Raw genomic sequence first — 12,661 nt, forward strand, 5'->3', positions numbered from 1 at the left:
GTCAGGCCTCCTGGGCGGCAGGGTGAGCCGCAAGGTCGTCGTCTTCTTCGCCCAAATAGGCGGTCTTGACGTCTTCATTGCGGCGGATCTCGTCGGGGGTGCCGCTGGCGATCTTCTTGCCGTACACCAGCACGGTAATGCAATCCGACAACGCGAACACGGCTTCCATGTCGTGTTCGACCAGCAACATGGCGTATTTGCCGCGCAAGCGCAGCAGCAATTCGGTCATGGTTTCGGATTCCCGCTGGCTCATGCCGGCCATGGGTTCATCCAGCAGCAGCATGCGTGGCTCGCAGGCCAGCGCCATGGCCAGTTCCAGCTGCCGGTGTTCGCCGTGCGCCATGTCGCCGACACGTGTGTTCGCGCGGGACGCCAGGCCCACCAGTTCAAGCGCCTGGTGCGCCGGATCGTTGAGTTCGCGCGAGACGGTGGTCGGTTCCCAGAAACGGAAGCTGTGGCCACGCTGCGCCTGTACGGCCAACGCCACGTTCTGCAGCGCCGTGAAGTCGGGGAACACCGACGTAATCTGGTACGAACGCGCCAGCCCGCGGCGCACGCGTTGTTCGATCGGGAGCGAGGTGATGTCGTTGCCGTCGAAAATGATGGTGCCGGAGTTGGACTTGATTTCGCCGCTCAGCTGCCCGATCAGCGTGGTCTTGCCCGCGCCGTTGGGGCCGATGACGGCATGGATCTCGCCGGCGTTGACCGACATCGACACGTCGTCGGTCACGGTCAGGCCGCCATAACGTTTGATCAGATGATCTGCGCGCAGCAATGTCATCGCGAACCTCCTGGCAGATTGCCGATGATGCCGCGGCGCGACACCATGACGATGACGACGATGATCAGGCCAAGCACCAGCATCCAGTGCTCGGTCCAGGCCTTCAGCACTTCTTCCATGATCAGGAAGGCGACCGACCCGGCCACCGGTCCCATCAGGGTGCCCAGGCCGCCCAGCACGACCATCACCACCAGTTCGCCCGACGTGGTCCACGCCAGGTAGGACGGCGAAATGTACAGGGTCAGGTTGGCGATCAGCACGCCGGCCAGGCCGCACACGATGGCCGACAGCACATAGGCCGTCAGCTTGTAGGGCAGGGGCGCGAAGCCCATCGCCTTCATGCGGCGTTCGTTGGTCTGCGTGCCCCGGATCACCATGCCGAAGCGCGAGCCGATCAGCTTGTGCATGGCGAACAGCAGCACCAGCAGCAGCACGAAGCTGGTGTAGTACAGCGTCAGGGGTTCGTCCAGCTTCAGGATGCCGAAGTTGCTGCCCTGGAAGATGGACATGCCATCGTCACCGCCATACTCATTCAGGCTGACGGTCAGGAAGTAGAACATTTGGGCAAATGCCAGCGTGATCATGATGAAGGCGATGCCCGTCGTGCGCAGCACCACGGCGCCGCTGATCACGCCGACCACGCCGCAGACGACGATGGCGGCCAGCAGATGCAGCCAGCCGTTGTCGATGCCATGGTGGCTCAGGATGCCGACTGAGTACGCGCCCAGCCCCAGGAAGAGGGCATGGCCGAAACTGACCAGGCCGCCATACCCCAGCAGCAGGTTGAGCGACACGGCGGCAATCGCATAGACCAGCACGCGCCCGAACAGGGCAAGGTAGAACGGTTCACCGGCGATCTGCGCATACACGGGCACGCAGCCCAGGAACAGCAGGATCAGCACGGTGGCTATCGTGCGGGGAGTCATCTTCACATCGGCTCCTAGCCGTGACGTACGGGAAACAGGCCTTGCGGACGCAGGGCGAGAATGAGCGCCATCATCACGTAGATGAGCATGGAGGCGATGGCCGGACCGGCGGCGTTCGCGGCCGACGGCGACAGCACTTCGCGCAGGATCCACGGCAGCATGGAACGGCCCAGCGTGTCGACGACGCCGACGATCAGGGCGGCCAGGAACGCGCCGCGCACCGACCCGATGCCGCCAATCACGATCACCACCATGGTCAGGATAAGTACCGGTTCGCCCATGCCGGTCTGCACCGACAAGATGGGACCGGCCATCAGGCCGGCGATACCGGCCAGCGCCGCGCCCAACGCAAACAGCAGGGTGTTCAGCATGCGGATGTTCACGCCCAGGGCGCCGACCATCATCCGGTTCGATGACCCGGCGCGGATCAGCATGCCGACCCGCGTCTTGTGGATCAGCAGATAGCAGCCCGCGGCGACCACCAGTCCGACCACGATGATCATGAAGCGGTACAGCGGGTACGCAATGCCGAACAGGTCAATCGTGCCTTCCAGCATGGGCGGCACCTGCATGTTGTAGGGCGATGGGCCCCAGATGATGCGTGTCAGTTCGTTGAAGAACAGGATCATGCCGAAGGTGGCCAGCACCTGGTCCAGGTGGTCACGGTCGTACAGCCGTGACAAGGCGATGCGATCGAGCAGGAAGCCGATCGCGATCATGGCGACCACCACGCCGGCCGCCGACAGCAGGAAGGAACCGGTGTTGTTGTAGAGCGTCGCGGCGATGAAGGCGCCCATCATGTACAGCGAGCCGTGCGCCAGGTTCACGAAGTTCATGATCCCGAACACCAGCGTCAGGCCAGCGGCGAGCAGGAACAGCAGGACGCCGAGCTGGATGCCGTTCAGCGCCTGTGCGAAAAAGAGGGTCGCGGACATGTCAGGTGGATCTCTCGGCAGAAGATGCGGACGCCGGGCCGATGCCCATCGCGGCGAACACCGCCAGGGTCAGGGGCGAAGCCGGGTCGGCCAGATGCAGGATGACGTCGAAGTGGTTGGTGCCGGGCATGTCGATGTACTGGCCTGGAAAGCCGCGGTGGCGCCAGGCTTCCAGATACTGCCGGCTTTGCCGCGCGAACTCGGCGGTCTCGGTCTCGCCGTACGACACGATCAGCGGGCACCCCTGCCTGGGCAGGTGCTGCAAGGGGCTCAGCCGTGCCGCCGATTCCGCATCCAGATGCACCCACGCGTTCACGTGGGTGGCGATCAGGGGTTCTAGATCGAACAGGCCGCTGACCGGCGTGGCGCTCTTGACCGTGTCCGGCGCAATGCCGAAGTCGGCATGCCATCCGTCGGCCAGCAGCATGCCGACCAGATGGCCGCCCGCCGAACTGCCGGCAAGGTGGATGCGCGCCGGGTCGCCCTGGTAACGATGGATTTCGTGCACAACCCAGGCGAGCGCCGCGCGGCATTGCCGCACGATCTCGTCCAGCGATGCACCCGGCGCCAGCGAATAGTTGACGGCGACAACCGTTGCGCCGGCGTCGACGAAGGCGGGCGCCATGAAAGACGACTCGTCTTTCGACAGTGCGCGCCAGTAGCCGCCGTGCACGAAGATCAGGACGGGGCTTCCCGGCTGCTTTGCCGGGAAGATATCCAGCGTCTCGTCCGGATGCGGCCCGTAGGCCACGCCCGTGTGGCACGTCAGCGTGTCGCGCGCGACCCGGCTTTCCTCGGCATAACGCACGAGGATGGGCGCGAGGTCATCGACAGTGGCCCTCGCGTTGTACTGCCGGTCGAGATCTTCAGGGGAATAGTGAGCGTAAGGCGCGGTCCCCATCGTTTACTTCATCTCGCACTGGCTGGCGTACGAGTCCTTGCTGCGCTCGAAGGTCGTGCCCTTGTTCGCAAACGCCACCTTGCCGTCGGCGCCCTTGACCACGTCCACGCGGTAGAACGGCGCGATCGGGAACTGGTTGGTGTTGTACGCAAAGTAGCCCCGCACGGACTGGAAGTCGGCGGCCTTGAGCGCGGCGCGGAAAGCTTCCTTGTCGGCAACGTTGCCCTTGGTCTTCTTCAGGGCCGACGCCAGCAGGCGGGCGGCGTCATACGACTGCGCGGCATACAGGGATGGCTCGCGGTTGTACTTTTTGCGATAGGCCTCGGCAAACTGCTTGTTGGCCGGGTTGTCGAGGTCGGGCGAGTACGACGAACTGGTCACGGCGCCCAATGCGGCTTCCTGCAGCGCGGGCAGGGTCGAACCGTCGATGGTCGAGCTGGACAGCATCGGGATCTTGGTCGACAGGCCGGCCTGCTGGTATTGCTTGGTGAAGTTCACGCCCATGCCGCCGGGGTAGAACACGTAGATCGCGTCGGGCTTGGCCGCGGCCAGGTTGGCGATTTCAACCGAGTAGTCGGGCTGGTTGACCTGGGTATAGGTCTCGCCGATCACCTTGCCCTTGTAGGTGCGCTTGAAGCCTTCCAGTGCGTCCTTGCCGGCCTGGTAGTTGGCGGCCATCAGGTACACGTTCTTGAAGCCCATCTTGTTGGTCAACTCGCCACCGGCTTCATGCAACTGGTCGTTGTTCCACGAGGTCGAGAAGAAATAAGGCGAGCAACCCTTGCCGGTCACGGGCGTGGGGCCGGCGTTCGAGCCGATGAAGAACACTTCGCCGCTGGTGATCGGGCGGTGGATGGCCATCATGACGTTCGAGTAGATGACGCCGGTCACGATCGCGACCTTGTCCCGCTGCAGCATCTGACGCGCGATCTGCACGCCGACTTCCGGCTTCATCTGGTCGTCTTCCTTGACGATTTCGATATCGGTATCGCCCAGCTTGCCCTTGCCCTGTTCGACCGCAAGCATGAACCCGTCGTACTGGTCCTGGCCCAGCACCGAGCCGGGGCCCGAGAAGGTCGAGATGAAGCCGATCTTGACGGGCGCGGCCAGTGCGGCAGCGGCAAGCGAAGCCTGCATCAAGGAGGCGATGGCGATCAGTTTTACGGTTTTCATGCGTGCTCCGGGAAGTGGCGTCCGGGACGAGCCCGGACGATGGGGTGCGGCGACAATTCGGGTCAAGGAAGGCTGCAGGACGCGTGGTAGGGATCCTGGTGATCCGGGAACACGGTCGAGCGAGTGGCAAGATTAACCGTCCCGCTCGCGTCGCGCACCACCTCGAACGCGTAATAGTTGGACACGGGGAAGTGGTTGTTGTTGAAACGGAAACCCCCGCGCACCGATGGGAAGCTCGTCTTGGCCAACGCCGCCGACAGCGTCTTGCCGTCGGCCTTGCCGCCCGTGGTCTTCAAGGCGGCGTCGAGCGCCAGCGCCGCGTCATAGCCATAGGCCGCATACGCAGAAGGGATGCGGTTGTACGTCTTCTGGAAATCGGCCACGAAGGTTTTGTTGGCCGCATTTGGCAGGTCGGGCGCCCACGGTCCGGCCGACATGACGCCCAGCGCAATCTCCTTCAGCGCGGGCAACGTGGTGCCGTCCACGGTCGATCCGGACAGCAGTGGGGTTTTCCCCAGCATGCCAGCCTGCTGATATTGCTTTACGAAGTTCACGCCCATGCCGCCGGGATAGAAGATGAAGACGGCGTCGGGCTTCTGGGTCTGCAACTGCGTGATCTCGACCGAGTAGTCTGGCTGGTTCACCTGCGTGTAGGTCTCGCTCAGGATCTCGCCCTTGAAGTAACGCTTGAACCCGATCAATGCTTCCTTGCCGGCCTGGTAGTTGGGCGCCATGATCGCAATGCGGCGGTAGCCCTTGTCTTGCGCATATTTGCCCATGGCTTCGTGCTGCTGGTCGTTCTGCCACGAGGTCGAAAAATACAAGGGCGAGCACTGGTCGCCCGCCAACTGGCTGGGCCCCGCGTTGCTGCTGATCAGGACCGTGCCGCTGTTCACGACGTCGCGCACGACCGCCATCAGCACGTTGGAAAAGCTCATTCCGGTAACGACGTCGACCTTGTCGCGTTCGATCAGCTTCTTGACGGCCTGGCGTCCGACCTCGGGCTTGAGCTGGTCGTCTTCCTTGATGACCCGCACGGCTTGCCCGCCCAGCTTGCCGCCGGCCCTGGAAATGCCGAGCATGAAGCCGTCGTACTGGTCCTGGCCCAGGGTGCCACCCGGACCCGACAGCGTCCCGAGAAAACCGATCTTGACGTCGGCCCGGGCGGACGCCATGAAGCCGGCGTTCAGGCCAAGGCAGACACAGGCGCCGGCCAGGGCGCGGGAATAACGAAAGGTCGTGGACATGTCAGACTCGCTGAAAAAAGAACGTTATTCGCTTTTGTCGCTGTTGTCGAGCATTGCGCCGTCGATCCCGCCGCCGTCGAACTCGAACCGGTAGGCATGTCCGCTGCCCTCTGGCGCGGCAACCACCCGTCCTGCCGTGGGCGCGGGAAAATGTGCCGGCAGCACCAGCGTATGATCGTGCGCGCACCGCGCAAGCAAGGCTTCGCGCGAAGCACGAGCCTGAGCCGGGTCGGCGCAGAAACGGGTGCTCCACTGCGGATAGCAGCATTGCAGCGGGTGATGGAAGGCGTCGCCGCTGATCAGGCCGTGTTGCCGGGCGCCCCGGATGGCAACGCCGACATGCCCCGGCGTGTGGCCGGGCAGGGGCACCAGTTGCAGCAGGTCATCGATGCGGTAATCCATCGGCACCAGGTCGGCCAGGCCGGCGTGAAAGATCGGCCAGACCGAATCGCCAATGTAGTCTCCGGTGCGCAGCAGCCCCGGATGGCCTTCATTGGCCTTCCAGTACGCCCACTCGGGATGGGTGAACAGATAGCGCGCATTCGGGAACGTGGGCGTCCACGCGCCATCGACCAACGTCGTGTGCCAGCCGACGTGGTCCACATGCAGGTGGGTGGACAGCACGATGTCGATATCTTCGGGCCCCAGGCCCGTGGCCTTGAGCGTGTCCAGCCAGCCCCATCGCTGCCGGTCGAAATCGGCGCGCACGCGCGGCTTGCAGTCGCCCACACAGGTGTCGACCAGAATGTTCCTGCCGCCGCTGCGCAGCAGGAAGGACTGGATGCTGATCACCAGCCTGTCGGTGTGCGGGTCGTAGAAGCGCGGGACCAGCCAGTCCAGGTTGGCCTGGATATCCTGCGGTGTCGAATCCGGAAAGATTTCGGCCGGCCGCAACAGCGGTCCTTCGGTCTCGACCAGCCGGATCAGCTGCACGCCGCCGAAATCGATGACCGCGGAATCGATGACACCATCAACGATGCCATCCTTCGCGGCGTCGGGCCGAAGCGCCGTCATTGCGCGATCGGAGCGTGCTTGCCTGGATGCACGCTGCCGCACTTGCCGCAGGTGCGGTTGGATTCGCTGGCGTAGAAGGCCTCGAACAGCGGCGGAAGGTCGGTCACGATGTTCTTGAGCTGCACTTCGACGCGATGCACCAGGCTGCCGCAGTTCAGGCAATACCACTCGAAGCCATCGAGCAGGCCTTCCGGACGCTGACGTTCCATGACCAGACAGGCGCTGCCGGTTTCCGGCCGCTGCGGCGAATGGCGCACATGGGGGGGCAGCAGGAAGATGTCGCCTTCTTTCAGGTCGACGCGTTCTTCCTTGCCATCGACCCACAGCTTGAGCCAGGCGTTGCCCTTGATCTGATAGAAGAATTCTTCGAGCGGATCGTCATGGAAGTCGGTGCGATGGTTGGGTCCGCCCACCACGGTCACAATGAAATCGGTGTCCTTCCAGATCTGCTGATTGCCCACGGGCGGTTTCAGAAGGTGGTCGTGGTCGTCGATCCACCGCAGGAAATTCATGGGGGGCCGTATCCGGTCATAGGCGTGTCTCCGCTGTGAGTGCTCAGTCTAGGCGCGCGCGGGCTCTCGTCAAAATAGAACTTGGCGTCCGGGATATTCGTTTTGGCTATGGTGCCAGACGGTGCGTCAGGCACCAAGGTGACGCTAGGCGGCGCGACCAGTCCGGGCGTCGGCGATGCGATGCAGGTATTCGATCAGGTGTTGGCTGGCCGGGGTCAGTTGACGGTGGGCGCGGACCGAGTAGCCGACCTTGCCGAACTGGCCGAAAGTGTCGATGGGAAGCCGTTTGAGCATGCCTTGCTGCAGGAACTGGTCGGCCGCGTCGTGCGGCATCAGCGCGATCGCATCGGTGCGCAGCAGGATGCCGACGTTGGTCAGCAGGGACAGGGATTCGATGTGGCGGGTGGGCAGTCCCAGACCGGTTCGATAGAAGGTCTGCTCCACGGCGGTGCGCAGCGGCGAATCCGACGATGGCAGGATCCAGGGATGATCGATCAACGCCGCCAGGTCCAGGGCTGTCTCGCCGGCCAGGGGATGCTGCGCGCCCACCACGGCGCACAGTTTTTCTTCGTACAGCGCGTGGTGGACCAGCGGAAAGGAGTAGCCCAGCGCAATGTCGCGCTCAGGCAGTCGGCCCACCACGACATCCAGGTCGCCGGTCGCCAGGGCGGGGAACAGGTGGGAGGACGGGCCTTCGGTGATCGTGACCAGAATGCCCGGATGTTCCTGCATCAGCAGCGCGATCGCTTCGGGCAGCAGCTTGGCCGACGCGGCGATCAACGTGCCGACGATGACATGACCGCTTTCGCCGCTCAGCACGGCATTGAGTTCGTCGGTCATGTAGCGCAGTTCGGCCATCAGGGTCTTGACGCGGCGGCCAAGCATATGCGCCAGTTCGGTCGGCACCACGCCCCGGTTGGACCGTTCGAACAGTGTGGCTCCCACGAACTTTTCCAGCTCGAAAATCGCCTTGGTGACGCTGGGCTGGGTCAGGTTCAGTTCGTTCGCGGCCCGCGACAGCGACCGGCGCTCGAGCACCCGTTCGAAGATCTGCAGTTGATGGAGCTTGAATTTGTGCCCGAGCGCGTTCGGGGTAATGCGGAAATTCGACATGACGGACGCCGGTCGGGGTGCCCCGTCAGGGTCGACGGGGCCGGGCTGGACAGTCACCCGCGCGGCATCACAGCTTCACGCACACGTTGGTGGGTTCGGTGTAGAAGTGTAGCGAGTGTCGACCGCCTTCCCGGCCGATGCCCGACAGGCCGCTGCCGCCAAAGGGCGTGCGCAGGTCGCGCAGGAACCAGCAATTGACCCAGGCCAGGCCCACGTTCATGGCCTGCGCCACGCGATGGCCGCGTGTCAGGTTGGTGGTCCAGACGGCCGCGGCCAGGCCGTAATGGGTGTCGTTGGCCATGCGGATCGCCTCGTCTTCCGTGTCGAAGGGGGCAATGTGGCATACCGGGCCGAACACCTCTTCCTTGATGCAGCGGGCCGTTTCGGGCAGGCCGGTCCAGATGGTCGGCTGGATGTAGGCGCCTTCATCGCGCGCATCGCCAAAGGTCGGCACGCCGCCGCCAGTCACCACGGTGGCGCCTTCTTCCACGGCCAGCTTCAGGTAGGACTGGACCTTGCTGCGATGCTCGTGCGAGACCAGCGGCCCCATGGTCGTTGCCGGATCCATCGGCCAGCCCAGCACCAGCTTCTCGGCTTCCGTCTTGAGCGCGCTCACGAACTTGTCGAAGATGGACCGGTGCACGTAGACACGTTCGGTGCACAGGCAGACCTGGCCGCAATTGGCGAAGACCGATCGTGCCACGCCCGCGACGGCGGCATCGAAGTCCGCGTCGTCGAACACCAGGGCCGCGTTCTTGCCGCCCAGTTCGAACGACACGGGTTTCACCCCGGGCGCGACCGCCTTCATGATGGTGCTGCCGGTGGCGGTTTCGCCCGTGAAGGTCACGCCGTCGATGTCGGGATGGGTCGTGATGAATTCCCCAGCCGAGTTCGGACCGAAGCCGTGCACGACGTTGAAGACGCCGGGCGGCAGGCCGATTTCTTCGGCCACTTCGGCCAGAAGCGTCGCGGTAGAGGGGGTGACTTCGGACGGCTTGGCGACCACCGTGTTGCCGAACGCCAGCGCGGGCGCGACCTTCCACGTAAACAGCAGCAAGGGCAGGTTCCAGGGCGAGATCACGCCGACCACGCCCAACGGTTTCCGATAGGCGTAATTCAACGCCTGCCGGCCGTCGGGCGTGTCCGTCATGAAGCTTTCCATGTCCAGCGTGCGCGCGATTTCGGCGAAAGACCGGAAGTTCGCGGCGCCGCGCGGAATGTCGATCTGGCTGGCCCAGCCTACCGGCTTGCCGGTGTCGGCAATTTCGGCCTGCAGGAATTCATCGAAGCGGCGTTCGATGCCATCTGCCAAGGCATACAGGTAGGCAGTGCGTTCGCCGACTGGTAGCGCGGCCCAGCCGGGCAGGGCGGCCCGGGCTGCCGCCACGGCGGCGTCGACCTGGTCGCGGCTGGCTTCATGCACCTGGGCGATCAGCGCGCCATCGGCGGGATTGTGCTTGGCGAAGGTACGGATGCCGTCGTGAAAGCGGCCGCCGATGAAATTGCGCAGGTGTCTGACCGACATGATGTGTCCTCAAATGACGTATACGTACTAATCTACCGGCACTTTGCGTTTTTGGGAAGCAAAACCGTTGGCCTGGCGCCACCTCGGCACGGCCGCGCCACGGCGGGTAAGATCGAATGATGTCTTCCTGAGCGCTTTCGCATGCCATCTGATACGCCCCGCCACTCCGACCCGCGCGACATCCCGGATCCCCAGCCGACTGGCCGTCCGGACGCCGGCGCCGACGCTGCTACCGGTGCGGAACCGACCGATGCGCAGCGCGATGCGCTGATTGCCGCGTTCGAACTGACCGACGTGGCGTCGCACCTGCTGCGCCGCGCGCATTTCCGCGCTGAAGCCATGTTCATGGAGCACTTCCAGGACGAGGACATCACGCCGCGCCAGAAAGCGCTGCTTATCACGGTCTGCAAGCATCCGGGCGCCACGCAGAATCAGCTGGGCGATTACATCGCGCTCGATCGCAATTCGCTGGCCGACATGGTCAACCGCATGGTGCGCAAGGGCTACCTGAAGCGGATGCGGGCAGCGGGCGACGGCCGCGCCTACGCGGTGCACATTACCGACAGCGGGTTTGCGCTGCTGCAGCGGGTGCTGCCCCGCGACAGAGAGGTCGAGGACGCGATCATCGGCGTGCTGCCCGCCGAATACCGGGCGCTGTTCATGAAGTGCCTGAAAATCGTGGCGGGCGTCCAGGTCTGACGCAGCCGGCGGCTGGACGCGACGCTGCGGCTGTGCTGTCATGGCGCTTGCTTTTCGTCATTAAAAACTCGTATATTCGTACGTATACGTCATAAAACCACGAGGACACGCATGGGGCAGACACCAACTCCCGACGCCGCGTTGATCTCGGATCTTGCGCAGCGTCTGCGCACGGCCCTGGACACGCACGTTGCCATCGACCCGCTACGGACGGCATTGCCGGACAACGACCTTGCGGCAGCGTATGCCGTGCAGCAGGCCAATACCGATCACTGGCTGGCGCAGGGGCGCCGTCTGGTCGGCCGCAAGATCGGCCTGACGTCCAAATCGGTCCAGGCCCAACTGGGGGTGGACCAGCCCGACTACGGCATGCTGTTCGCCGACATGTCCGTGTGCGACGGCGAAGAAGTGCCTGCCGGCACGCTGCTCCAGCCCAAGGTCGAAGCTGAAATCGCGCTGGTCATGGAACGTGACCTGGATGTGACGCAGGCCACCATGGCCGAACTGATATCGGCGGTGGCCTATGCGCTGCCCGCGATCGAGATCGTCGACAGCCGGATCGCCAACTGGAAGATCGGCATCGTCGACACCATTGCCGACAACGCCTCATCCGGCCTGTTCGTGCTGGGCAATCGCCCGGTCAAGCTCGATGCCTTCGATGCGCGGCTGTGCGGCATGGTCATGGAACGCAATGGCGACCAGGTATCGATTGGCGCCGGCGCTGCATGCCTGGGCCACCCGCTGAACGCGGCGTTGTGGCTGGCGCGCAAAATGGTTGAATGTGGACAGCCGCTGAAGGCGGGCGACATTCTGATGACGGGCGCCTTGGGCCCCATGGTGGCCGTCACGGGCGCGGACCGGTTCGAGGCGCGTATCGCCGGACTGGGCAGCGTCCGGGCCGTATTTGGCGCACAGGAGCAAAAGGCATGAGCGGATCGTCAATGACCCTGGAAGAGATCGCACGCGAACTGGATGTCGCGGCATCCACCCCTCATGAGGCCGAGCAGTTCGCAGAACGCCGGCCCATGAGCCTGGCCGAGGCCTATGACGTCCAGAAAATGCTCATCCAGCGCCGCGTGGATCGCGGCGCGTACCGGATTGGCATGAAGATGGGATTTACCAGCCGCGCCAAGATGGTCCAGATGGGCGTGCACGACATGATCTGGGGGCGCCTGACCCATGACATGCGCGTGGACGAGGGCGGCGAACTCAAGCTGTCGACGCGGGTGCATCCCCGCGTCGAACCCGAAATCGCCTTCCTGCTCAACAAGCCGCTGTCCGGCACCGTATCGGCCATCGAAGCCCTTGGCGCCGTCGAAGCCATCGCGCCCGCCATGGAGATCATCGACTCCCGCTACAAGGCGTTCAAGTTCTCGCTGGAAGACGTGGTGGCCGACAATGCGTCGTCATCGGGTATCGTGCTCGGCGCGTGGCATCGTCCGGACATCGATTTTTCGAACCTGGGCCTGATCATGTCGCGCAACGGCAAGCAGACTCAGATCGGGACCACGGCAGCCATCCTCGGGCATCCCATCCGTTCGCTCGTGGCGGCCGCGCGTCTGGTGGCGGAAGCCGGTGAGACGCTGCCGGCGGGATCGATCGTGATGGCAGGTGGCGCCAGTGCGGCCGAAGCGCTGGTGGCAGGCGACTGGATCGAACTGGAAATGCAGTCGCTGGGCCGGATTGGTTTCCATGTGACGGCTTAGGCCGACAGCACGCGCGCGGCGGTTCCGGGCTCACGACGCAGCCCCGGATCCCAGGCCGCGAACATGGGCGGCGGGGCATCGCAACGGGCAAGCTTTACCGGTTTGTTCACAGCGCGATGTCGCGCCGCC

At 64.3% G+C, this 12,661-nt stretch carries 13 protein-coding genes; 3 read left to right on the plus strand and 10 right to left on the minus strand.

Features of this window, described 5'->3' with window-relative positions; translation table 11 throughout:
* Position 1 precedes the first annotated feature (1 nt).
* The 10 genes from ACNANG_RS20415 to ACNANG_RS20460 form a co-directional block, all read right to left on the minus strand.
* Positions 2–781, minus strand: a complete 780-nt coding sequence (locus ACNANG_RS20415) for an ABC transporter ATP-binding protein (RefSeq protein WP_420224543.1) — start codon at positions 779–781, stop codon at positions 2–4.
* Positions 778–1,707 (minus strand): branched-chain amino acid ABC transporter permease, encoded by a 930-nt coding sequence (locus ACNANG_RS20420; RefSeq protein ID WP_420227609.1) that lies wholly within the window; start codon positions 1,705–1,707, stop codon positions 778–780. The genes ACNANG_RS20415 and ACNANG_RS20420 overlap by 4 nt, the downstream gene beginning before the upstream one ends.
* A gap of 14 nt (positions 1,708–1,721) precedes the next feature.
* The gene (locus ACNANG_RS20425) at positions 1,722–2,642 is read right to left on the minus strand and encodes a branched-chain amino acid ABC transporter permease (RefSeq protein WP_420224544.1); all 921 of its coding nucleotides are present in this window, start codon (positions 2,640–2,642) and stop codon (positions 1,722–1,724) included.
* A gap of 1 nt (position 2,643) precedes the next feature.
* Positions 2,644–3,543, minus strand: a complete 900-nt coding sequence (locus ACNANG_RS20430; RefSeq protein ID WP_420224545.1) for an alpha/beta hydrolase — start codon at positions 3,541–3,543, stop codon at positions 2,644–2,646.
* A 3-nt stretch (positions 3,544–3,546) separates the two neighbouring features.
* A complete protein-coding gene (locus tag ACNANG_RS20435; protein ID WP_420224546.1) occupies positions 3,547–4,716 on the minus strand; it encodes an ABC transporter substrate-binding protein in 1,170 nt (389 codons plus the stop codon).
* A gap of 62 nt (positions 4,717–4,778) precedes the next feature.
* Positions 4,779–5,963, minus strand: a complete 1,185-nt coding sequence (locus tag ACNANG_RS20440; RefSeq protein ID WP_420224547.1) for an ABC transporter substrate-binding protein — start codon at positions 5,961–5,963, stop codon at positions 4,779–4,781.
* 24 nt (positions 5,964–5,987) lie between these two features.
* Positions 5,988–6,977, minus strand: coding sequence for an MBL fold metallo-hydrolase (locus tag ACNANG_RS20445; RefSeq protein ID WP_420224548.1), 990 nt, complete (start codon positions 6,975–6,977; stop codon positions 5,988–5,990).
* The gene (locus ACNANG_RS20450; RefSeq protein ID WP_420224549.1) at positions 6,974–7,489 is read right to left on the minus strand and encodes a 3-hydroxyanthranilate 3,4-dioxygenase; all 516 of its coding nucleotides are present in this window, start codon (positions 7,487–7,489) and stop codon (positions 6,974–6,976) included. Before ACNANG_RS20450 ends, ACNANG_RS20445 begins: the two co-directional genes overlap by 4 nt.
* A 144-nt stretch (positions 7,490–7,633) precedes the next feature.
* The gene (locus ACNANG_RS20455; protein ID WP_420224550.1) at positions 7,634–8,602 is read right to left on the minus strand and encodes a LysR substrate-binding domain-containing protein; all 969 of its coding nucleotides are present in this window, start codon (positions 8,600–8,602) and stop codon (positions 7,634–7,636) included.
* Between the two features lie 67 nt (positions 8,603–8,669).
* Complete coding sequence (locus ACNANG_RS20460) at positions 8,670–10,127, minus strand: 2-hydroxymuconic semialdehyde dehydrogenase (RefSeq protein WP_420224551.1); 1,458 nt, start codon at positions 10,125–10,127, stop codon at positions 8,670–8,672.
* A 141-nt stretch (positions 10,128–10,268) separates the two neighbouring features.
* Here ACNANG_RS20460 and ACNANG_RS20465 point away from each other — a divergent pair, with 141 nt between their 5' ends.
* From ACNANG_RS20465 to ACNANG_RS20475, 3 genes are all read left to right on the plus strand, one after another.
* Positions 10,269–10,826, plus strand: coding sequence for a MarR family winged helix-turn-helix transcriptional regulator (locus ACNANG_RS20465; RefSeq protein WP_420224552.1), 558 nt, complete (start codon positions 10,269–10,271; stop codon positions 10,824–10,826).
* Positions 10,827–10,937: 111 nt separating this feature from the next.
* The gene (gene mhpD, locus ACNANG_RS20470; protein WP_420224553.1) at positions 10,938–11,756 is read left to right on the plus strand and encodes a 2-keto-4-pentenoate hydratase; all 819 of its coding nucleotides are present in this window, start codon (positions 10,938–10,940) and stop codon (positions 11,754–11,756) included.
* Positions 11,753–12,532: a 2-keto-4-pentenoate hydratase gene (locus ACNANG_RS20475; RefSeq protein WP_420224554.1), complete on the plus strand. Its 780-nt coding sequence runs from the start codon at positions 11,753–11,755 to the stop codon at positions 12,530–12,532. Before mhpD ends, ACNANG_RS20475 begins: the two co-directional genes overlap by 4 nt.
* Positions 12,533–12,661 lie beyond the last annotated feature (129 nt).

The organism is Pigmentiphaga litoralis, assembly GCF_048632615.1.
In the GTDB taxonomy this organism is placed as follows: domain Bacteria; phylum Pseudomonadota; class Gammaproteobacteria; order Burkholderiales; family Burkholderiaceae_B; genus Pigmentiphaga; species Pigmentiphaga litoralis_B.